This is a genomic window from Xylophilus sp. GOD-11R, assembly GCF_033546935.1.
Lineage (GTDB): Bacteria > Pseudomonadota > Gammaproteobacteria > Burkholderiales > Burkholderiaceae_C > Xylophilus.
On sequence record NZ_CP137854.1, the window covers coordinates 3,120,003 to 3,140,116 of the forward strand.

Below are 20,114 nucleotides of genomic sequence, written 5' to 3' on the forward strand. Positions count from 1 at the left end.
CGTGTTCGTGAGTGGACGTGCTGCCCGCGTCGGCAGGTCGAGTTGTTTTAGCGGGTGGACGGGATGGGAAGAGCGAGAAGGTCTCTGCGGTGACAGTCATTGGTAGCAGGATGAAAACATCAGTGAGAGTTCGCGGAAGTGCCCGACAAGTCGGAGGAATACGGTGTGCAGGGTTGCCCGGCAAAGCTCGGGAGCGAACGGCAAAGCCCAAAAAGTCAGTCGGGCTCTGGTGGTGGCACGGTCGCGGTCGGCGCGATCGCGTGACCAGGGTTGAGAACTCCCACTTGCGACACCACCACACGTACCTCGTCGTTGGCAAAGAAATGCACGTAGAGATTGCCAATGGCGGTGTAGGGCAGGATGGCCGTGGTCTTCTCGATCCAGTTGTCTTCGCCCTTGATGGGACGATTCCAGCGAACCTTGACCTTCATGCCCGGCGTCCAGGTCAGGGGCACCTGATAGCCCGCCAGCACCAGGCCGCAGTTGCCGCTGCCGCCCCAGATCATTCGCCGACTGAACTGGCCGTACACCGGCTCCTGTACGGAGAAGCTGTAGATGTAGCCAGCCCCGTGGCCGTAGCAGCTGATGCTGACGGGGAAGGTCGGGACTTCCTCAGATCTGCGCTTGGCTTCCCTTGCTCGCAGTCTCTGCTGCTGTGCCGACTCCTCGGGCGTCAACACCCTCGGCGGCGCGCCGCACGCAGCCAGCACAACGATGACGGGTAGGCAGACAAGCCACTTCATGGCTTCTTGCCCTCGAATACCGCGCGCTCCAACAGGTACCCGCCTGGTTCACGCCGCCTGTCGGTTATCACCCTCACGACGTTCTCGGTAAAACCCTCCGGGATCGTGCTGGCGTCTTCGTCGGTCTGCAGCGGGAACAGGCGGGCCGCGCGTTCCTGCTCACCCGGATCGAAGACCGAAATTTTTTCAAAGACTTTCTGTTCCTGCTCTCGGTCCCATCGGGTTTGGGCATCTACGCCAAGCTGTCGTCTTCGAAGCAGCCGCCATTCGATCGCGTCACTCAGCACCTTGTCATGCCGGATGGCCGCCTCATAGTTGTCATACACCTGCCGCTGGTAAGGCGCCAGACTCTGCGGTCCCTTGGAGTGGGCCTGCTCCACGATCTTCAGCAGCTTCTCGGCCATCTCTTCCTGCGTGGTGAACCCGACCAGATAGAAGCCGGCGAGCGAGTCATGGACCTGGAAGGCCAGCAGCGGGATATGCCCCTGGCTCAGCACGTGCGGGCCTTTGAATTGGTCCAGCGCCCAGGCGATAGCCTCGTCGTCCGGGCTGTTGGGGTACGGGAAAAGACGGCGCGGCCACAGGTTGCTGTGGCCGACGTACTCCGGGGGCACCTCGCGCGGCCACGGCACGCCGTCGCTGGCCTTGGTGCCGTGAGGCTCGAGCAGGGCCTCGCGGCGCTGGTCCAGCAGCGCCATGTCGCCGCTGAGCAGCCGGTTGTAGCTCGCGATGTCCTGGTAGTCCTGGCCCCCGACCGGCAGCTTCAGGTCGATGGTCAGCAGGTCATGCATGTCGACGGGATGGCGATACTTGCGCCGGAAGCTCAGGTACATGCGCCGGTGCTGGCGCATCAGGGCCTGGAAGTCGCCGCTCTGGCCCATGTGGGGGGCATGCCTGCCTTCGCGCAACTCCCAGTCGGTGGCGGTGGTGCCCATGTAGTTGTTCCAGTTCGTCACCAGGCTGGGCAGGATGGCGTAGTCGCGCCTCAGTCGTTCATCCATCACGAACCATTCGGCCAGTGGCACGTCCCAGATGCGGGCCTGGCGATGCATCAGGCACAGCGGAATCTGCGAGACCAGCAAGGCCTCGCCCGGGCTGCGGCCTTGGGTGCCGGGCAGGTAGCCGCCGCCCACGTCGGAATGCACGCCGGGGCAGATGATTTCGTCGACGTTCTCGCCGTGCACCCGGGTCAGCGGAAAATTGAGCCGCTGCTCGTGCGCGGCGACAAAGTGCACCGTGCGACGCACGATGGCCGGCAGCGGCTTGTTGAGCACCTCGTCGGCCCAGGCGAAGTGGCCATCGGCGAAGGCGAAGGCCGGGCCGAGGACGCGGTGGGCCGAATGGGAAAGGCCCACCGAGGCGACCGATTCGAACAGGCCCAGAAAGCCGATCTCCACCGGCATGCCGGCAAGGCCGCCGCCCTGCTGCAGGTCGTCGAGCCAGTGGCAGAACGCCCGGGCCTGGGTCGCGCCCCGGGAGAAGCCGAAGACGTTGACGCGGATGAACGGGATGTGGGGCCGGGGCCGGTCGTACTTGGCGCGCGCCATGCTCGTTTGCAGTTCGGCGTTGAGGCGCTGCATCCAGGCGCGGCGGGTTTCTCGGGCGCGTTCGCTGGGCACTTCGCTGTCGGTCTGGATGCCCTCGACCACGCAGCGGGTGTAGTCGTGCAGCTTGGCGGTGATGGCTCCGGGCTGCAGCAGGGGGATCTGGTTGCTGAAGGCCATGTGAACCGCATTGACGACCTCCAGCACGGCGAAAAGGATGCGCGCCGCGCCACCGGCCGCCATCGCCTTGCCTTCCATGGCTTCCCGCCACTCGCCTGCGGGTTCGAACCGGGTGCCCAGGCCGGACACGTAAATGGCGTAGTGCCCCTGCCGGTGCATCGCCGCGTTCTCCGACGTCATCGAGAAGTGCGCGTTGAACAGCCGCACGACGTTCGTATGTCCACGGTGCGGCTCATCGCGCTCCCGGTTGTTGTTGGTTCCGTCGAAGAACACGCCGATGTAGAGCGGTATGTCGCAGTGCGGCGGTCTCTTGCAATGCCGCAATCCCACGGCGTGGCCGCAATCCTTGGGAGTGAGATTCATGATGCTTTCTGCATCGCCTTCGATGACCAGCGGTGCGCTGCGAACGAGGGTCGGCATCAGGCTGGCTCCGCAGTTGGCACGGTGGCGCTGAACGCCAGCGGATGGTTCGGGCTTTCCGCGTAGTGGTTGGTGACGACCACACGTACTTCGTAGCCGGGGACGCATTGCACGACCAACATCCCGACTTCTTTGTCGCGAGAAATCGAGGTCGTCTTCTCTATCGATGGCCTGGCATCGGGCATCCACCGCACCTCGGTCTTCATGCCGGGCGTCCAGGTCTTGGGAATCGTGGAATCTGCGAGCCCCGTTTCGCCGCAATTTGGCGCGAAGATCATTCGTCGGCTGACGTGCCCACCTAGGGGCTCCCGCACGGCATAGCTGTGGATGTAGCCGACGTTGCCATGGCCGGTGCAGCCCGTGTCCACATAAGCCCCTGGTAATTCTTCGGTCATGCGCTTCTCCGCCCAGAGTTCCGGTTCCTGGCGATATGCCCTCTCCTCCAGGGTCGTCGACCTCGGCGGTGCGGCGCATTCGCCAAGAGCCAATACGGCACCTATCGCCATCAAGCTTTTCATGCCAGCCTCCCTGCCTGTTCTCGCAGCCAGAACTCGGCCGCCAACGGATCGGACATCTGCAAGGCAGTGACGCCGAGCTGACGGCGCCTACGCAAATCCTGCAGATCGCAACGGTCGAGCAGAGCCAGCAGCCTGCTTGCCCGGTGGTGCAACTCCACCGCGCTCGTGCCCGCGCCAAGTGCGGCTTTGTCGCGCACCGCAGCACACAGCACCTCGTCGGCCTCGGCCGTCTCCATATAGGTCTTGAAAGCCCGGTCGGTGATCAGCCCGGGACCCGCCGACACCGCAGGCGGATCGGCCGAGCCAGCGGTGCCGGCCCAGCTGTGCAGCCCGCCATCACGACCGATGAGGTGCCAAGCCGCGAAGCCGGCGCGCAGTTGCGTCTCGGCTTGCGGTCCGAGCGCCCGGACGAGTGCTGGCAGGAGGATTGGATCGGCCATTCGAACCACCATCGATAGGCCGTCTTCGGTACGGGCTTCGGCGAAAGCGGCCAGATGGCTTTGCAAGGCGCGCGGGTGCAGCGGCGTCTGGAGGAAGCTGAGCATGGGCCGACCGTTGCAGCGGGCGAGCAGCGGTGTGACGTCTGCCTGGGTGAGCTCCCACAGAAAGAGGCCGTATTCCTCCGCCGCTTCCAGTCGGGTGCCGGCATAAATCGGACGGACGGCAGACGCGAGCTGCCTGCTCTGCGCGAGCAGTTCGAGGCCAAATGCGGGGTTGGCCGCGCCGTCGATCAGGGCGTGCATGCCATGCGCGGCGTCTCCCGGTGCCGGCGCATGGACGGCCACGGCGGCCGAGAGCTGCTCGGCCAGATCGAAGGCATGGGGATCAATGCCGTAATAAGCCACTGGCCCTTCGGAGGGCCCCAGCAAAACACCATCGGCCAGGAAAGGTTTCTCGCCGCTCATTGCTGCTGCTCCCACCGCCCGGGCGTGATGAGACGGTACTTCACCTCGATCCATGCGTGGTGCGTTCCGCCCGAGGTCGCGCCCTCCCAGAAGCCGGCACAGCGCTCATGCACCGTGATAGCCAGCCGCTCTTCAGCCCATTGGGGAAAGTCCATTCCTTCCACAAGGCTGAGCTTGGCGGCCGAGCGCTCATCCACCACGCCATCGTGCGCGCGCTGGCCGGCGAGCGGACCAATCTGATCGTTCATTTTTCGCTCCTGCTTGGTTGATTCAGAGGGGCGCGAGGCCCGCGCGCTCGCGGGCGGCAGCCGCCAGGCATTCCTTGCAGACGCTGGACGGGAACTGCGCCGGGGTCACCGGCAAGCTCGCTGGGCCGGTCTGGCTGCTGGCTGCGGCGTGCACCCTCCACCGGCCCGGTGTGCCGTGGGTGGTTCCCTGGGCCTCCCACCGGCTGTGGCTGCCCGCGCCGTTGATCAGCACGTATTGCTCGGCTTGCAGCTCGATGACTCGCGCCTGCAAACGAATCGTGTCCTTCGCGCGAACCTCGACGCTGCCGCGCTGTGCCTGCATCTCGATGTTCTGCTCAGCGGCGAACAGGCGCATGCCGGCAGCGCGGGCAAATAGGCGTATCGCCTGGGCAGCGCTTGCGAGCAGGCTGCCGCCGGCCGCGATGCTGGTGTGTTCCCCGCTGACGATGGCGTGGTGTTCGCCACTGGCTTGCTGGGTGCTGGCCGCCGCAGCGGTGTGAATACCGGCAGCGCTGTCGATGAGCAAGTGCGGCGCACCAAGCTCCCCAAGGGCCTCGCCGGTGCCACGAAGTTCTTCGCTCTGCTGCTTGAGCTTCTGCTGCGTGGCTCGTTGATCGTTCGCGTCCTGCACCTGGTGGGTCTGGCTGGCGTCGGCCAGTTGGCCGTGTCGATCCTGTGCGTCGGAGAGCCGTTGCAGTGCTTCGGCGATCTCCTTGACGCCCCCGCGAGCGCCCGTTCGCGCCTGCGTGCTCAGGATCAACCCCAAAGCCGCCCGTACCACCCCGTGCCCGTCGGTGCGTAGCTCGGCACCCTGCCCGCGCGCTTCCCGGCGACCCTCGTGGTTGTCGATGCGGTGGATGTCGCCCAGGCTCAGGCTGGAGTGTTGGTGGTCGCTCTTGAGCTGCGCCTGGATATGGCCCGGGCTGTCGTCGAGCAGCATGTGGTTGCTCCGTCCGGGCGCGGTGTTGCCGCCCGACTCGCCCAGCTCACGGCTGCGGATGCCGGTCAGCACATGCTGGCCGGGCAATTGCCAGCCCGGCTGGTTGAGCGCGTTGTGCACGCTGCCGGTGACGATCGGCAGGTCGGGGTCGCCGCCGTAATAGCTGACGAGAACCTCCTGTCCGACGCGCGGCAGGAAGGCCGCGCCCTGCTGGTTGCCTGCCCAGGGATGAGCCACCCGCAGCCAGGGGCTGGCGTCGGCGTCCTGCCGGTCGCTGCGCTGCCAGGGCTGCCACACCTTGATGCGGCCGAGTGCGTCGGTGTGGACCTGTCCCGCGAGGGGGCCCGTGACGATGCCGACCTCGCAGCCGGCGACACGGGGTTTGGACAGCGTGAGCGGCGGCCGCAGCGGCTGGCTCGCCGGCTGGGTGAGAAAGCGCGTGTCGATCAGCCAATGACCCGCGGCGGTAGACGATTGACTCTCCTGGCCCGGTGCCTGGAGGTGCAGTTCGGCGTGCAGCACGAGGTGCTCGACGTTGGCCTCGGCCTGCCGATGCTTCTGCAGGTGAAAGCTGCGGCCGGCGACGATGCCCCGGATATGCCCCGCTCCCTCGGCCCGGGTGGCGTGCTGGCTGCGCTCTTCCAGGCGGATCCGGGCCAGCCATCGCGCGTGCGTTGCCGCATGCGTGTTCGCCTGTGGGTCCCGGCCGGCATTGGGTTGGCTCCACAGCGCGCCCGACAAGCCATCGCTGCAGCCATGGGCGCCAGCCGCACGCCATTGGTAGATTTCGTGACGCCCGTGGCTGACATCGCTGGACGCCTGACCGCCGCGGGCGACGAGTTCCAGCCGAGGCTGGGTGTAGTCGTAGTCACGCGCTTCCCAGCTCAAGCTGGTGATGCGTTGGCACGGCGTAAATTGGTGGATGAATTCGCGGTCGATGCGTCCGCTTTCGGCGTGCATCGGAATCTGGCGGTAGGGTCCGCCTTCGTCACCGAAGGGCCGGAAGGCGCCGTTGTGGTCGCTGAGCACCAGTCGATGGGTGGAGCCGGTGTGCTCGAAATGGTGGTTGATGCCGTTCTGCTGCATGAGGCGGCAGCAGAAATTCCAGTCGGTCTCGCCCCACTGGGTGATGCGGTCGAGGCAGGGATAGGTTTCGACCAGGTGACGATCGACCGGCCAGGGATGGTGAGCCAGCACCGCCTGCAGCACTTCGACGACGGTCATGTCGTGGAAGGCATGGTGGTGGGCGCTGAGGGTCGCCTGCCAGAAGCCGGGCCGCAGGACGAGTTCAAGCCGCAGATGGCGGCTGTCGGCATCGAGGCGGCGCAGTTCGCAGATCACGCCACTGATCTGGCGAATGCCGGCACCCGCGCCAGCCTGCCCGGCGTAGCCGATGGCACCGGGGACGAAGGTGCCGGCGCCATCGAGCTCGATGTCGATGGTGATCTCGCGGCCCAGCAGCCGCCGGGCGTCGACCGACCATGGAGCGATGCCCGGCGGCAACTCTGGGGTCTGCACCTGCAGGCGGTATTCGAAGAGCGTGTTGATGCCTTCGGTGCCATCGATACGGATGGCTTCGAGCGGAGGCAGGCCGTCCTGCTCCAGCGCGGCTCCGCGCAGGGTGAGCACCCGGTCACGGGCCGTGGGGACCGAGAGGGGCAGCAGCGAATGCAGTGGCGATGGCATGTCTCGCACCTCAGCCCCAGAAGGTTCCGGCCGGGACGACGGGCGCGCAGCCGCTTCGCGGCAGGCGCCGGTCCGGTGCCGCCATCGGCTCGTAGCGTTCGGCGGCGGGTTTGGCGCCGTGCGATGCACCGCCGGCACAAGGCGCCGGGCGGACCGGCCTTCCGGCCTCGCGAGCCGGGGCGCGAACAGCGACCGGGCGATGGGGCGACCCGTGGATGACGCGCACGTCGGAGCGGTCACCGGAGTCGCTGGGATCATCGGAGTCGCTGGGATCACCGGAGTCGCCGAAGAGGATGATGCTGTGGCTCATGGAGGATGGTTTCGTAAAGGCCGGGGTCGGCCCGGAGGGTTCGGCGGCCAGCCCCGCACTCCCCACAGTTCGACTACGAGGCCCGGGATATCGACCGCCACATGCAGGGCCAGGCCGCCGTACCGGGCCGCGTGGTTCCAGAGGTGTCCATGCGACTCCACCTGGAAATAGGCGGTGCCCGCGGCATAGGGAATCTGGCGCGGCGGTACCGGAAGGCTCGACAGTTGCAGTGCCGGCAGGTGCAGGCGGACCAGCTCTGCCAGCCGATCGGCCGGGCCGAACTTGGCCTGGGCAGGAAACTGCGCAACAAGCTGGTCCAGCGGCACCTGGGCGCGCACGGTGAGCACCATGGCCTGGAAGCCGGCGAGCGTCGACGGGTCCACGCTGGCGACATGCATGCCGTGCTCCTGGCTCTGCAGTGCGATTCGTTCCGCACTGCGCAGCAGAACCGCGTTGAGCAGCTCACGCACGGCTTCGACCAGGGGACTGAAACTGCCGTGGGGATCGAGGTGGTCGTAGCGCGGCAGCTCGGAAGGCCGCCGTGTGGCCGGTCGTACGTAGGTGGAGAGCTCCGCCTCGAGCGAGCGCAGCAAGCGGTGCAACGCCGCCGGCGGCGAGTCCTTCAGCGCCAGCAGGCCGTCGAGTTCTGTCTCATAACGGTTGAGCAACTGCAGCGTGAGGTATTCGCCGACCTCGGCGGCCTCGGCACCCTGCCCTGCTGCGCCGCTCAATCGGTCGGCCAGGCGCTGCGCGCGCAGGCGGGCAGTTCCATGGAGCTGGCTCATCCATTCCAGCAACTGGCCGCTGGCACCGAGCACGTTCACCGGCGGCAGCAGGTCGGGCTCGAGTTCGATGCTGCCATCGCCCCGGATGGTGGTGACGCGGGCCAGCGGCAGGCCCATCCAGGCACTGGTGAGTTCCTTGTGCGGCAGCAGCCGCAAGCGCTGGCGGCAGAGTTGCACCGGGCGCGGGCCCTGGCCGATGGAGTTGGCATCGCGCAGTTCGGTTTCGAAGACGCCGTAGCGCGCCAAGCTGGCGACGTCGTCGCGTGCGCCACCATCGGCATCGGTGTCGCCGAAACTCGTTTCTTCGCCATTGGGCACGCGACTGGGCAGCGCCAGGTAGACGACCTGGTCCAGGTGCTCGGGCCGCACCGCCAGCGGCTGGGGTGGCGGACTTTCGCCCGGAATGCTGAAAGGCGTGCCGTCGATGAACAGGCCGCTGGCCGACGAGAGCACCAGCTTGCCCAGGCCGAGCGATTCGGGATCGAGCCGGTAATGCGAGAACCCCCAGAAGAACGGCGACAGCGGCCTGGCGCGCAGGTGGGCGAAGTGCTCGAGGTAGCGTTCCTGCTGCTGGAAGAGCTGGGGCTGCAGAAACAAGCCTTCGCTCCAGACGACTTTGTTGGTCCAGCTCATGGTGTTGGGGTCGCAGTGTTCACAGAAGTTCGGAGAGACGAAGGATCGAGGGACCGACGGATCGACGGATCGACGGATCGAGGCCATCGGGCTTGAGCGGGTTGGATCGGCGGGATCGGTGAAGCGGTGTGAAGCGCGGAGCGGACGTCGGCGCGTCAATCCGCGGCTTTCACCTGCACGCCGGTCTCGTCAGCCAGCACATGCAGACGCACCTTGCGAGCGGGTGTCAACCAGCGTGTCCAGGACGACTGGGCGGCGCCGGGCAGCGGATGCACCGCTCGCCAGCGGACGGCAGGCAGGTCCCGGTAGCCGGCCAGCACGCCGATGGCGGTGGCTTCAGGCTGCGCGGCACGGCGGAGGCGTTGCGACTCGCCCGGTCGCAGCAGCCACTCCTGCCGGCTGACCAGGTCGGTCTGCAGCAGTGCGCGGTCGCCGTTGGCCAGTCCAAAGTAGTCGGCGGCTTCGAAAGCGACCGGCGTCTTCAGCTCATAGATCCGCAACTGCAGCGGCGCCGCGCGCCCCTGGGCGTCGAGGTTGACCCGTGCATCTGCCGACACCGTGATGTCGAGCTGCACCGGTTCGGGTGCGGCCGCGCCGCGATCGGCACAGCCGCTTGCCATGCCTACCGCCAAGGCCGCAGCGGCATGCGCACCGACCGGGCGCAGGCGACGGAGCAGGTCCATCAGGCTTCCTTGTTGCCCTTGATGTCGTAGCCCGCGGTGACCGCGCCGCCGGACCCGCCCTGCAGGTTCTGCACGGTGTATTCCTGCGAGACCCTGGCAAACGACAGGCTGACGGTTTCGCGGGGGCGGTGGTCGTCGGCGGACGACCCACCCGGCGCGACCTGGGTCACGAGCACGTCGGTCATGGTGAGGCGCAGATATTCGAGCGGATTGCCGCCGGCCTTGCGCACGACCAGCACGGCTTCGGGAATGTGCTTGCCGGTGAGGCAGAACTTCATGAGGTTGGGCGAGGCGCGGTCGACGTCGTGCACGAAGGTGAGGTCTTCGACCTTGGCCTTTCCGGCGCCGCCGCCCGAGCCGGCATGCATGGTGGATTCCTGGGCGATGCGCCAGGTCCAGTTGAGCACCTCGATTTCATTCTTGTGGCTGGCGTCGCCGCTTTCGCCGTCGATGCCGTTGATCTTGAGAAAAATGTCCTGGGCCATGGGGGCTCCTGCGTTGCTGCTGGTAAAGGGAAAAAGACAGAAAGCCGCGCATGCGGCGGCCGGGCGCAGGCGTGCCCGCGTGCCGCATGCCCGAGCCGTGATCAGGCGGCCTGGCGGACCGTAGGCAGCCGAGCCACCAGCCGCAAGCTCACGGTGAGCCCTTCGAGCTGGAAATGCGGTCGCAGGAAGAACTTGGCGCTGTAGTAGCCGGGGTTGTCCTCGATGTCTTCGACCACGACCTCGGCTGCTGCCAGGGGCCGCCTGGCCTTGGTCTCCTGGCTGGAATTGACCGGGTCGGCATCGACGTAATTCATGATCCATTCGTTGAGCCAGCGCTGCATGTCTTCGCGCTCCCGGAAGGTGCCGACCTTGTCGCGCACGATGCACTTGAGGTAGTGCGCGAACCGGGTACTCGCAAACAGGTAGGGCAGTCGCGACGACAGGTTGGCGTTGGCAGTCGCGTCGGGATCGGTGTATTCCTGCGGCTTCTGCAAAGACTGCGCACCGATGAAGGTGGCGTGGTCGGTGCCCTTTCGATGCACCAGCGGTATGAAGCCAGCCCTGGCGAGCTCGGCCTCCCGCCGGTCGGACACGGCGATCTCGGTGGGGCACTTGATGTCGAAGCCGCCGTCGTCCGTGGGAAAGGTGTGGCAGGGAAGATTCGCCACCGTGCCGCCGGACTCGACGCCGCGAATCATGGTGCACCAGCCATACAGCTTGAAGCTGCGGTTGATGTTGACGGCCAGCGCATACGCGGCGTTGGCCCATAGATAGCGGCAGTGGTCGGCGCCGTCGGTCCGCTCCTCGAAATCGAACTCGTCGACCGGGTTGGTGCGTGCGCCGTAGGGCAAGCGCGCGAGGAAGCGCGGCATGGCCAGCCCTACGTATCGCGCGTCTTCGGTGGAACGCAGGCTGTTCCAGGCGGCGTGTTCGATATTGCTGGTGATCTTGGCCAGGTCGCGCGGGTTGGCCAGTTCCTGCCAGCTCTCCATCTGCAGGTTGCCGGGCGAGGCGCCCGCGATGAAGGGCGCGTGCGCGGCGGCGGCGATACGCGCCATGGCGCCGAGCAGTTCGACATCGGCCGGGGTGTGGTCGAAGTAGTAGTCGGCCACGAGGCAGCCATAGGGCTCGCCGCCGAGTTGGCCGTATTCCTCTTCGTAGAGGCGCTTGAACAGCGGACTCTGGTCCCAGGCCACACCCTTGTAGCGGCGCAGGGTGCGCCGGAGCTCGTCCTTGCCGAGGTCCATGAAGCGGATCTTCAGCTTGTCGTCCGTTTCGGTGTTGCCGACCAAATGGGCCAGGCCGCGCCAGGCGGATTCGAGCTTCTGGAATTCCTCGTGGTGGAGGATGAGGTTGATCTGCTCGGTGAGCTTCTTGTCGATCTCGGCGATGACGGCCTGGATGCTGGCGTAGGCGTCGTCGCTCATGGTGGCCGTGTGGGCCAGGGCCTGTTCGGCCAGGGTGCGTACCGCGGCGTCTACCGCGTGCCGCTGGTCGGATCCACGCGGTTTGAACTCGTGGTCGAGCAGATCCTGGAAGTTGTCGAGGTTGTCGAGCAGGATGCGGGGCGGCCGGGCGGCCTGGACCGTTTGGGTGGTGGCGAGTGAGGTGCTCATCGAAGCTTCTGGCTGATCGAGGGGGATGAAAACGGAAAGCGTGGGTGCGTTGGCCGGGACGACAGGTCGGCTCAAATCTTCACGGGATGGTCGGGCCGGCTTTCATCGACCAGCGCATGCATGAAGGTGCGGTTCTTGAGCAGCTGGCTCACCAGCTCTTCGGCGCCGGCCTTGCCGTCCATGTAGGTCTGCAGGTTGGCAAGCTGGATGCGCGCCTCCAGCAGCCGGCCCAGCGCGCCGACCTTGCGGGCGACGGCAGCGGGGCTGAAGTCGTCCATGCTCTGGAAGGCCATGTCGACCATGACTTGGCCCTCGCCGGTGAGGGTGTTGGGCACGGAAAACGCCACCCGCGGCGCGATGGCCTTCATGCGTTCGTCGAAGTTGTCGACGTCGATGTCGAGAAAAGCGCGCTCGGCAACGGGCGGCAGGGCATCGAGCGGATTGCCGGAAAGGTCGGCCATGACACCCATGACGAAAGGCAGCTCGACTTTCTTTTCGCTGCCGTATACCTCGACGTCGTATTCGATCTGCACCCGTGGTGCACGGTTACGTGCGAGGTATTTTTGGCTGCTGGCGCTACTGCTATTGCTGCTGTTCATGGTTGCATCGGTCCTGGTTGAAGACTGGATGGGAAAGGCTGGGAATGAGCGAATGCCGACTCCGGCTCTGCGGGAAGACCGATTCACGCCAGGCATTGAAAAGGCAGCGACGTGCATCGCTGAAGGGCGACGGCAGGCTGCCCATTCAAAAGCCGAACCCCTCTTTTTGGGTGTGGGGAATGCGTGAATGACTCGGATCTGCGAAACGCTCGTATTAATCGGAGGAGCACGGCGAGCTTATGGGCATTCACCTGTTTATATGAACAGTGATTTCGAATCAAAATCAAAATCTTGTTTTAATAAGTCGGCAACGTAACCGTGCAGTTTCAGGCTTGCCAAAGTCGGCAGCGAGGTCTGGTTGCGGCCTGAGCGGAAAGGATTCTTCTGTGAAAGACGAACGATATATTTCGCCCGACCAACGGCGTTTATTTGGCCGTAATTTCGATTATTGAAAACGCGAGCAGGACTGCTTTTTATTGGATCGCTGGTATTTGTCTGCAGGGCGCTCGCATTTACTCGGGCAGTCAAACTCACCACGACGTGGCTACAAGTCACTCAACCCCACTACTCACCAATCCCGGGCGCGTGCACATCCGCGCAACAGCAGGGGCGCCCATGCCGCAGCGCCGGCGATGCGACGTCTCGAGGGTGTGCGGCGTGACAGTCGAGGCGCGATGAAACTTCGATCTCGGCCATGGCCTTATGCTAGAATCGCAGGCTTAGCCGGTGTAGCTCAGTCGGTAGAGCAGCTCATTCGTAATGAGAAGGTCGGGTGTTCGATTCATCTCTCCGGCACCAGAAAAACGAAGGCCTTACAGCAGTCCCACGCTGCTGTAAGGCCTTTTTGCTTGTGCGCTGTACCTGCGGTTGCAAGAACGGTTGAAGTCGGCTGAACCGTGGCCTCCGACGGTGTCGCCGACCGTGGCCGTACAAACAGTCTCGAGGCGGCGGCCCGACCCGCATCGAAGCACACCGATCCGCTGGTGAACATTGCGCCCCCGCTGGGCGCCGACGCGCATCCCGCATGCAGATCGTCATGGTCGGCCGCGGGCGAAGATCAGTCCTGAGAGCTTGCCGCGTCGGGCCAACCTGCGCTGGATGGGGCAGCGACGCTACGACGCCTGCCGGCCTTCTTGTCGCAATGGGACGTGTGCCTGATACCCCTTTGCGCTGAATGCCTCGGCCATGCCGACGGCCGCCTGGGCTGCCGCACCCTGGTTTCGTCCGCGACGATCACGAGGGCGATTACCAGGCAATGCCGTCATCAACTACGGTGACCTGGCGGTGTCCTGGACCCGCATCTCGGAGCACAAGCATTTCGTGCCGTGGGAAACGCATCGCAAGACGGTGGTTTTCAAGGAATACAGCGGAGTGTGCGAGGAGGGCCAAGCCCGTACTACCCGATCCGCCTGACCGAGGAAAAAGCCTTGCTCGCCCTCTACGTCGGCAAGGCAGCGCGCCATGAGAAGGTGACCTTCGCCGGCCGCCCCGGGACCTACCGCTACATCGACAGGCACGTGACGATCGCCGAATCGCTCGACATCTCCGGGCAATACGTCGCATCGCTGCGGTCCGGCGCATCGATGCCCGCTTTCGCCGTGGAACGTTCGATGACGTGAGCCTCACGCACCGGCGACAGAATCAGGCCCCTTCGGTGCGATTGCGGCCCAGCTCCTTGGCCCGGTAGAGCGCCCGGTCGGCCACCTTCACCAGCGAGGCCGGCTGCTCCTGCGCCAAGGGGGTTCGCGCAGCCACGCCCAGGCTGATCGTCACGATGGTGTGGATGGAGCCGGCGTGCGGAATGCGCAGCGCCTGCACCGCCAACCGCGCGGCCTCGGCGACGTGACGGGCGCCGGCCTCGTCGGTTTCGGGCAGCAGCAAGGCCATCTCCTCGCCGCCATAGCGCGCCACCAGGTCTTCGGGCCGATGAATCGCCGAACGCACCGCCTGGGCGACCTGGCGCAGGCATTCGTCGCCAGCGACATGGCCGTAGCGGTCGTTGTATTTCTTGAATTCGTCCACGTCGACCATCACCACCGCCAGCGTGCGCCGGTGCCGCTGCGCGTGGGCGAAGAGCTTGCCCAGGCGTACGTCGAAGAAGCGGCGGTTCGACAATCCCGTCAGGCCGTCGTCGCGCGCCAGGTGCGCCAGCTTTTCGTTGGCCGTGGCCAGCGCGTCGCGGGCCAGCCGCAGGCGGCGCTCGGCCTGGCTCTGGCGCCGCAGCGAGCCGGCGAGCACGCGGCCGCCGGCGATCACCAGCACGCACAGGGCCAGCACCACGGCGGTCTGCACCACCGAGTGGCGGAACCAGTCGCGCAGCACTTCTTCCTGACCTACCGCGACCACCGCGATCACCGGAAAATTCGCCCCGTGGTCGAAGCTGATGATGCGCACCACGTGATCGATGAGCGATTTTTCCTCGTTCGATCCGGTCTTGGCGCGGGCGGCCGACTGGATGATCGGCTGCTGATTCACGTCGCGGCCGATGTCGCTCTCTTTGAAGGGCACCCGCACCACCAGGTGGCCGTTGAGGGCCAGCGCGGTGGCGCCCTGCTCGCCGAGTTTGAACTCCGACAGGATCTTCTGCAGAAAGCTCAGCTTGATGGTGGCCAGCGCCACGCCGGCAAAGCGGCCTTCGGCATCGTTCAACCGCCGCGACAGCGGCACCACCCATTCACCCGTGGAGCGGCTGACGATGGGCAGGCCCAGGTGCGCCTCGCGGCTTTCGTTGTCGCGGTGGAAGATGAAGTATTCGCGGTCGGAGTTGTTGTTGCGGCCGTTCGGCATGGCTTCGGACGTCTGCATCCAGTGGCCGGACGCGTCGTAGATCAGCAGGCTCTTGAGCTGTTCCACCTTGGCGGACATGTTCACCAGCGCCGGCTGCATGCGCTCCAGCGCCGCGGGCTCCAGGTTGGCCTGCTCGAGTTCGAAGACGGTGCCGTCGAGCACGTGTTCCACGTCGAGCAGCGAGCTGTCGACGTGCTGGGCGATGGAGCCGGCGAGCTTTTCGTTGGCCAGCGTGAGTTGCGCCACCTCGTGCCCGCGCGCCAGCATGATCAGCCAGACATTGAGCCCGAGCAGCGCGATGCAGACGAAGGTGACCAGCAGGTTGGCGGTGCGCGACACGTCGCTTGCCCCGGCGGAATCGGCGGGCAGCGGCGCATGGCCCGACGGACTGTCGAGCACGTCGAGATCGGGCTCGACGACGATGGAGCTGGTATAGGCGGACTCGGCCACCGCCCCGCGATCAGCCATGCGCCGCCCAGCGCGGCGGGTGCTGGCGCATTACCACTGTTGAATACGAAGGCTGATTTGGAACGTGGCTGCGCATGGGATCGAACGCCGGGGGCTCGCGTGTTGCTTGCGGGCATGTTAGCGGCCGATCGGGTTTTGGGAAGGCTTGCCGGCGTCGACCGGCGCGCGCGATGCCGTCGTGCGGCCTTCAGGCCGGCCTGCGGCGGCCGAACGGCCGACCGGTGCGGCGCCGCTCGGCGACGGAGCAACGCGGCTCGGCCGGTTTGAGCGCGATCGTCACGACGAGCGGCCCCGGCACGGCGAAGGCCTGCGCGCCGGCGTCGATACGGCCGAGCTTGTGGAAGCCGCCGCACAGGGGTGCGTCGTGTTGCGCATACAGCACCGCCAGATCGGGGCCGGCCGACCAGCAGATGAGGTCGCCGAGCTCGCCCCGCTGCGAACGCGGCTCGGCGTGCCCGATGGCATGCGCGATGGCGCCGAATTTTTCGCGGCCGAAGAGGTCGTGCAGGGTGACGGTCATCGGCAGCATGGCAATGAACGCGCGTGCGGCCTCGTGGTCGGCCAGGGTCGCGGTGATGACCTGGTCATCGAATGTCAGATGAATCTTTTTCATGCGGTTCCTCCTCGCTGATCGTCGCCCATGGCCCTGCAAAGCCGAACGCCGTCAGTGGCGCCAGACGGCGGCGTCACGAAAAAACGGCACTGAAAACAAAAAAGAATGCGTGCCGGCGCGTTGGCTCGAAATCGGCCCCGCCGGGGCTTCGACCCGTCATCGGCCCGGGTCGCCGACCTCGCCGGGCTCGCCGGCCTGCGCCACCTGGCCCAGCTGCATCTCGCGCAGGCGCTTCACGTCGCGCACCGGTGGCATGCCGAAGAAACGGCTGTACTCGCGGTTGAACTGCGACTGGCTTTCGTAGCCGACCCGGTGCCCCGCCGTGGCCGCGTCGACCCGTTCGCCGATCATGATGCGGCGCGACTCCTGCAGCCGCAGCTGCTTCTGGAACTGCAGCGGGCTCATCGAGGTGACCGACTTGAAATGATGGTGCAGCGAAGACACGCTCATGTGCACCGAATCCGCCAGGTCCTCGATGCGCAGCGGCTCACGGAAATGACGCGACAGGTAGCCGATGACCTGCGCCACCCGCTGGCTGTGGCTGTCGACCACCGCCATCTGCGCCAGGCGCCAGCCGTCGGGCGAGCGCAGCAGCCGGTAGAGGATCTCGCGGGAGATAAGTGGCGCCAGCGCGGCCACGTCCTGCGGCGTATCGAGCAGCTTCATCAGCCGCAGCACCGGGTCGAGCAGCGTGGGCGTGAGCGCGCCGGTGAAGATGCCGCGCTGCGGCCGTACCTTGGGCCCGGTCTCGGCCAGGCCGAACTCGAGCGCCAGCGCGGCGATGTCCTTCACGTTGAACGACAGCCGCAGCCCGAGGTAGGGCGCCTCGGGCGACGCGTCGATCACCTGGCTGGAAACCGGCAGGTTCTGCGACGCCACCAGGTACTGGTTGCTGTCGTAGATATAGGCTTCCTCGCCCAGCAGCACGCGCTTGCTGCCCTGCGCCAGGATGCAGAAGGCCGGCTCGCAGACCGAATGCACCGGGTGGTGAATCTGCGTGGTGCGGGCAAAACCCAGGGGTGGGTACACGCTGTCGTGCATGCCGTCGGTGCCGGTCTTGCGCTCGATCATCGCGGCCAGCTCCGCCCGCATCACCGTCACCTGCATCTGGTCGATGGGCGGCTCGGTGACGGTGAAGGGCTTGGTGAATGTCAGCATGGGACGAAGCTTAGGCCGCGTCCCGGCGTTTGTCTGCACGGCGGAGCGAGCGGTGCAGGATCGTGCAAGGATCGGCAACGATTCTGCAAACCGGCCCGCGCCGGCCGTCCCCGGCCCGGGGCCGCCGCGTGCGCCGATCAGTTCGGCAGGTACTGCTGGCTCATCGGCTGGCGGGCGGCTTCGTGGGCACCGCGCCGCACCGAGGCGCCGTCGGCCACCGTGGTGGAACGCGGGGTGGGCCAGACGCCGAACCGTACTGCGGTGGCGTTCTGGGCGCGGGCCTCGGCCAGCTCGGCCTTCACCTGGTCGCGGGATTTTCCTTGCACCGACGGATCCAGGTACGTCACGTAGCCGCGTTCGCCGTCGGCCGGCACGATCTTCTGGTGGAGCTGGTAGGCCATGGCGGGAGCGGCCAGCGCGCCGAGCAGGGCCAGGGTGGTGATGCGGGAGAGTTTCATGAGCGCAACCTTTGCGTGTGTTGAAGAGACGGCTCCACTGTGCGCACCGGGCCTCGACAGCATCCGGACTGCGCGATTACGAATTTGTCATCTGCGCCCGCCCTTCGTTGCATAAGCTCGGGCCCATGCGAATCCTCGTGATCGAAGACGAACCCAAGCTGGCCGACTACCTGCTGCGCGGCCTGCGCGAGAACGGCTACAGCGCCGACTCCGCCCGTGACGGCGTGGACGGCCTGCACATGGCCCACTACGGCCAGTACGACCTGGTGCTGCTCGACGTGATGCTGCCCGGCCTCGACGGCTATGGCGTGCTGCGCGGCCTGCGCCAGGAAGCCGCCACCCGCTCGCTGCCGGTGCTCATGCTCACCGCCCGTGACCGCGTCGAAGACCGGGTGCTCGGCCTGCAGGCCGGCGCCGACGACTACCTGGGCAAGCCCTTCGCCTTCTCCGAACTGCTGGCCCGGCTGCATGCGCTGCTGCGCCGGGGCGCCGCCCGCAGCATCGAAGACAGCAGCGTGCTGCGACTGGCCGACCTGGAACTGGACCTGCTGCGCCGCCGCGCCTCGCGCGGCAGCGTGCGCCTGGACCTCACCGCCAAGGAGTTCAGCCTGCTCACCCTGCTCCTGAGGCGCCAGGGCGAGGTGCTGTCGCGCACCGTGCTGGCCGAACAGGTCTGGGACATGAACTTCGACAGCGACACCAACGTGGTCGAAGTGGCCGTGCGCCGCCTGCGCGGCAAGCTCGACGAGCCCTTCGCCCGGCGCCTGCTGCACACGGTGCGCGGCATGGGTTATGTGCTGGAAGACCGGCAGACGCACGAGCCGCCGCCGTCGCCAGAGCCGCTGAAGGCGGCGGCGTCCACCGAGTGAAGTCCGCATGACGGCGGGAGCGCTCTGGCGCACCTGGCGCGACCGGCCCTACGCGCTCGGCGCCCGCCTGTCGCGGCTGCTCGCGCTGCAGGCATTGCTGGGACTGGGCGCTGTGTGCGTCGTCGTCTACTGGCTCACCGCCTGGGCGCTGGCCAGCCGGGCCGACGAGGAAATTGCCCGCAAGACCGCCCTGGTGCAACTGCTGCTGGAACGCTCGGTGCATGACGGCGACCACGACTTTCTGAGCCTGGGCCAGCAGTTCGACCGGCTGTTCCGCGAATACACCGACATCTCGCTGTCGCTGCGCAGCCGCGACGGCAGCCTGGACTACCGCAGCCCCACCGCGCCGGGCTTCGGCGCCAGCCGCGTGCGCGAAGCCGCCTTCGAACTCGAAGCCTCCTGGGTGCCGGGCGGCCGGGCCGACGTGCTGCTGCGCATGGACCAGTCGCCCGACGCGCTGCTGCTCGGCCGGCTCGCCTGGATCCTCGCCGCCGTCGCGCTGGGCGGCGCCGCCACCGTGGGCCTGGGCGGCTACTGGCTGGTGCAGCGCGGCCTGGCGCCCATGCGCGACCTGGCCGTGCAGACCCGCGCGCTCACCGCCGACCGGCTGGACCAGCGGCTGTCCACGCCGCATCCGTCGCTGGAAATGCAGCCCTGGATCGAGCAGGTCAACGCCCTGCTCGCCCGGCTGCAACGGGCGCTGCAGCAGGCCGAAAGCTTCAACGCCGACGTCGCCCACGAACTGCGCACGCCACTCACCATCCTCATCGGCGAGACCGAGCTCATGCTCACCGGCGACCGCGGCCCGGACGAGCTGCGCGACACCCTGGCCTCCAACCTGGAAGAGCTGCGCCGCCTGGGCGCCATCGTCGGCGACATGCTGTTCCTGTCGCGCGTCGACCGGGGCGCCGTGGCGCGACGCGGCCCGCCCTGCTCGCTGGCCGCCGAGGTGGCCAAGGTGGCCGAGTTCCACGAAGCGGCGTTGGAGGAACGCGGACTCACCGTCAGCGTCGTCGGCGACAGCCACTGCCGCTACGACGGCGGCCTGATGCGCCGCGCGCTCTCCAACCTGCTGGGCAACGCCTCGCGGTACGCCGAGACCGGATCGAACATCGCCGTCAACATCGCCACTGCGCCGGACGGCGGCGACACCGAGCTCACCGTGGCCAATCGTGGCGCACCCATACCGCAGGCCCAGCTGGAGCGGGTCTTCGACCGCTTCTACCGGCTGGAGGCGGACCGGGCCGGCGGCGACGCCGGCCACCACGGCCTGGGGCTGGCCATCGTCGCGGCCATCCTGCGCATGCACGGCGGATCGGCGCGTGCGGTGTCGTCGGTGGGGGTCACCTCGGTCTTGCTGCGATTCGGCGACGACGACGCGGGCCATGCCGCCGATCTGGCGAGCCCCGCGGTGTGAGGTCGGCGCCGCGATCGGTCGCTACCCTGCCCTGTCGATGCGACAGCCG

At 66.8% G+C, this 20,114-nt stretch carries 19 protein-coding genes, 1 tRNA gene and 1 pseudogene; 4 read left to right on the forward strand and 17 right to left on the reverse strand.

Annotated elements, in window-relative coordinates:
* Positions 1 to 215 precede the first annotated feature (215 nt).
* The 13 genes from R9X41_RS14525 to R9X41_RS14585 form a co-directional block, all read right to left on the reverse strand.
* On the reverse strand, positions 216 to 743 hold the full coding sequence (locus tag R9X41_RS14525) for a DUF3304 domain-containing protein (protein WP_318631154.1): 528 nt from the start codon (positions 741 to 743) through the stop codon (positions 216 to 218).
* Positions 740 to 2,887 (reverse strand): T6SS phospholipase effector Tle1-like catalytic domain-containing protein, encoded by a 2,148-nt coding sequence (locus R9X41_RS14530; protein ID WP_318631155.1) that lies wholly within the window; start codon positions 2,885 to 2,887, stop codon positions 740 to 742. The genes R9X41_RS14525 and R9X41_RS14530 overlap by 4 nt, the downstream gene beginning before the upstream one ends.
* Positions 2,887 to 3,405, reverse strand: coding sequence for a DUF3304 domain-containing protein (locus R9X41_RS14535; RefSeq protein ID WP_318631156.1), 519 nt, complete (start codon positions 3,403 to 3,405; stop codon positions 2,887 to 2,889). The genes R9X41_RS14530 and R9X41_RS14535 overlap by 1 nt, the downstream gene beginning before the upstream one ends.
* Positions 3,402 to 4,310: a DUF4123 domain-containing protein gene (locus tag R9X41_RS14540; RefSeq protein ID WP_318631157.1), complete on the reverse strand. Its 909-nt coding sequence runs from the start codon at positions 4,308 to 4,310 to the stop codon at positions 3,402 to 3,404. Before R9X41_RS14540 ends, R9X41_RS14535 begins: the two co-directional genes overlap by 4 nt.
* Positions 4,307 to 4,558 carry a hypothetical protein gene (locus R9X41_RS14545; RefSeq protein ID WP_318631158.1) on the reverse strand — a complete coding sequence of 84 codons (252 nt, stop codon included), beginning with the start codon at positions 4,556 to 4,558 and terminating at the stop codon, positions 4,307 to 4,309. Before R9X41_RS14545 ends, R9X41_RS14540 begins: the two co-directional genes overlap by 4 nt.
* Positions 4,559 to 4,580: 22 nt before the next feature.
* Positions 4,581 to 7,184 carry a type VI secretion system Vgr family protein gene (locus R9X41_RS14550; protein WP_318631159.1) on the reverse strand — a complete coding sequence of 868 codons (2,604 nt, stop codon included), beginning with the start codon at positions 7,182 to 7,184 and terminating at the stop codon, positions 4,581 to 4,583.
* A gap of 10 nt (positions 7,185 to 7,194) precedes the next feature.
* Positions 7,195 to 7,494 (reverse strand): hypothetical protein, encoded by a 300-nt coding sequence (locus R9X41_RS14555; protein WP_318631160.1) that lies wholly within the window; start codon positions 7,492 to 7,494, stop codon positions 7,195 to 7,197.
* Positions 7,491 to 8,912 (reverse strand): type VI secretion system baseplate subunit TssK, encoded by a 1,422-nt coding sequence (gene tssK / locus R9X41_RS14560; protein WP_318631161.1) that lies wholly within the window; start codon positions 8,910 to 8,912, stop codon positions 7,491 to 7,493. The genes R9X41_RS14555 and tssK overlap by 4 nt, the downstream gene beginning before the upstream one ends.
* Positions 8,913 to 9,067: 155 nt before the next feature.
* Positions 9,068 to 9,595, reverse strand: coding sequence for a type VI secretion system lipoprotein TssJ (gene tssJ, locus R9X41_RS14565; protein WP_318631162.1), 528 nt, complete (start codon positions 9,593 to 9,595; stop codon positions 9,068 to 9,070).
* Positions 9,595 to 10,080: an Hcp family type VI secretion system effector gene (locus R9X41_RS14570; RefSeq protein ID WP_318631163.1), complete on the reverse strand. Its 486-nt coding sequence runs from the start codon at positions 10,078 to 10,080 to the stop codon at positions 9,595 to 9,597. The genes tssJ and R9X41_RS14570 overlap by 1 nt, the downstream gene beginning before the upstream one ends.
* Positions 10,081 to 10,181: 101 nt before the next feature.
* Entirely contained in the window at positions 10,182 to 11,696 is a 1,515-nt protein-coding gene (tssC, locus tag R9X41_RS14575) for a type VI secretion system contractile sheath large subunit (protein ID WP_318631164.1), read from the reverse strand.
* Positions 11,697 to 11,767: 71 nt separating this feature from the next.
* Complete coding sequence (gene tssB, locus R9X41_RS14580) at positions 11,768 to 12,295, reverse strand: type VI secretion system contractile sheath small subunit (protein WP_318631165.1); 528 nt, start codon at positions 12,293 to 12,295, stop codon at positions 11,768 to 11,770.
* A 255-nt stretch (positions 12,296 to 12,550) separates the two neighbouring features.
* Positions 12,551 to 12,829, reverse strand: coding sequence for a hypothetical protein (locus R9X41_RS14585; protein ID WP_318631166.1), 279 nt, complete (start codon positions 12,827 to 12,829; stop codon positions 12,551 to 12,553).
* 188 nt (positions 12,830 to 13,017) lie between these two features.
* Between R9X41_RS14585 and R9X41_RS14590 the strand changes: the two genes are divergently transcribed.
* Positions 13,018 to 13,093: transfer RNA gene (locus R9X41_RS14590), tRNA-Thr, on the forward strand.
* A gap of 387 nt (positions 13,094 to 13,480) precedes the next feature.
* Positions 13,481 to 13,914: pseudogene (locus R9X41_RS14595) on the forward strand (UDP-galactopyranose mutase).
* A gap of 22 nt (positions 13,915 to 13,936) precedes the next feature.
* Here R9X41_RS14595 and R9X41_RS14600 read toward each other — a convergent pair.
* The 4 genes from R9X41_RS14600 to R9X41_RS14615 form a co-directional block, all read right to left on the reverse strand.
* On the reverse strand, positions 13,937 to 15,550 hold the full coding sequence (locus tag R9X41_RS14600; protein WP_318631167.1) for a diguanylate cyclase: 1,614 nt from the start codon (positions 15,548 to 15,550) through the stop codon (positions 13,937 to 13,939).
* Between the two features lie 187 nt (positions 15,551 to 15,737).
* Positions 15,738 to 16,163 (reverse strand): cyclophilin-like fold protein, encoded by a 426-nt coding sequence (locus R9X41_RS14605; RefSeq protein WP_318631168.1) that lies wholly within the window; start codon positions 16,161 to 16,163, stop codon positions 15,738 to 15,740.
* Positions 16,164 to 16,319: 156 nt separating this feature from the next.
* Complete coding sequence (locus tag R9X41_RS14610) at positions 16,320 to 17,321, reverse strand: AraC family transcriptional regulator (protein WP_318631169.1); 1,002 nt, start codon at positions 17,319 to 17,321, stop codon at positions 16,320 to 16,322.
* A gap of 137 nt (positions 17,322 to 17,458) precedes the next feature.
* The gene (locus R9X41_RS14615; protein WP_318631170.1) at positions 17,459 to 17,779 is read right to left on the reverse strand and encodes a DUF4148 domain-containing protein; all 321 of its coding nucleotides are present in this window, start codon (positions 17,777 to 17,779) and stop codon (positions 17,459 to 17,461) included.
* A 125-nt stretch (positions 17,780 to 17,904) separates the two neighbouring features.
* Between R9X41_RS14615 and R9X41_RS14620 the strand changes: the two genes are divergently transcribed.
* Positions 17,905 to 18,648, forward strand: a complete 744-nt coding sequence (locus R9X41_RS14620; protein ID WP_318631171.1) for a heavy metal response regulator transcription factor — start codon at positions 17,905 to 17,907, stop codon at positions 18,646 to 18,648.
* Between the two features lie 7 nt (positions 18,649 to 18,655).
* Complete coding sequence (locus R9X41_RS14625) at positions 18,656 to 20,065, forward strand: heavy metal sensor histidine kinase (RefSeq protein WP_318631172.1); 1,410 nt, start codon at positions 18,656 to 18,658, stop codon at positions 20,063 to 20,065.
* The last annotated feature ends 49 nt before the right edge of the window (positions 20,066 to 20,114 follow it).

Bases quoted from the DNA above. Each gene is read 5' to 3' on its own strand.
- tssC (WP_318631164.1), bottom strand. From the start codon at position 11,696: ATGAGCACCTCACTCGCCACCACCCAAACGGTCCAGGCCGCCCGGCCG.
- R9X41_RS14605 (WP_318631168.1), bottom strand. From the start codon at position 16,163: ATGAAAAAGATTCATCTGACATTCGATGACCAGGTCATCACCGCGACC.
- R9X41_RS14545 (WP_318631158.1), bottom strand. From the start codon at position 4,558: ATGAACGATCAGATTGGTCCGCTCGCCGGCCAGCGCGCGCACGATGGC.
- R9X41_RS14540 (WP_318631157.1), bottom strand. From the start codon at position 4,310: ATGAGCGGCGAGAAACCTTTCCTGGCCGATGGTGTTTTGCTGGGGCCC.
- R9X41_RS14525 (WP_318631154.1), bottom strand. From the start codon at position 743: ATGAAGTGGCTTGTCTGCCTACCCGTCATCGTTGTGCTGGCTGCGTGC.
- R9X41_RS14570 (WP_318631163.1), bottom strand. From the start codon at position 10,080: ATGGCCCAGGACATTTTTCTCAAGATCAACGGCATCGACGGCGAAAGC.
- tssJ (WP_318631162.1), bottom strand. From the start codon at position 9,595: ATGGACCTGCTCCGTCGCCTGCGCCCGGTCGGTGCGCATGCCGCTGCG.
- tssK (WP_318631161.1), bottom strand. From the start codon at position 8,912: ATGAGCTGGACCAACAAAGTCGTCTGGAGCGAAGGCTTGTTTCTGCAG.
- R9X41_RS14530 (WP_318631155.1), bottom strand. From the start codon at position 2,887: ATGCCGACCCTCGTTCGCAGCGCACCGCTGGTCATCGAAGGCGATGCA.
- R9X41_RS14625 (WP_318631172.1), top strand. From the start codon at position 18,656: ATGACGGCGGGAGCGCTCTGGCGCACCTGGCGCGACCGGCCCTACGCG.
- R9X41_RS14550 (WP_318631159.1), bottom strand. From the start codon at position 7,184: ATGCCATCGCCACTGCATTCGCTGCTGCCCCTCTCGGTCCCCACGGCC.
- R9X41_RS14555 (WP_318631160.1), bottom strand. From the start codon at position 7,494: ATGAGCCACAGCATCATCCTCTTCGGCGACTCCGGTGATCCCAGCGAC.
- R9X41_RS14535 (WP_318631156.1), bottom strand. From the start codon at position 3,405: ATGAAAAGCTTGATGGCGATAGGTGCCGTATTGGCTCTTGGCGAATGC.
- tssB (WP_318631165.1), bottom strand. From the start codon at position 12,295: ATGAACAGCAGCAATAGCAGTAGCGCCAGCAGCCAAAAATACCTCGCA.
- R9X41_RS14610 (WP_318631169.1), bottom strand. From the start codon at position 17,321: ATGCTGACATTCACCAAGCCCTTCACCGTCACCGAGCCGCCCATCGAC.
- R9X41_RS14620 (WP_318631171.1), top strand. From the start codon at position 17,905: ATGCGAATCCTCGTGATCGAAGACGAACCCAAGCTGGCCGACTACCTG.
- R9X41_RS14600 (WP_318631167.1), bottom strand. From the start codon at position 15,550: ATGGCTGATCGCGGGGCGGTGGCCGAGTCCGCCTATACCAGCTCCATC.
- R9X41_RS14615 (WP_318631170.1), bottom strand. From the start codon at position 17,779: ATGAAACTCTCCCGCATCACCACCCTGGCCCTGCTCGGCGCGCTGGCC.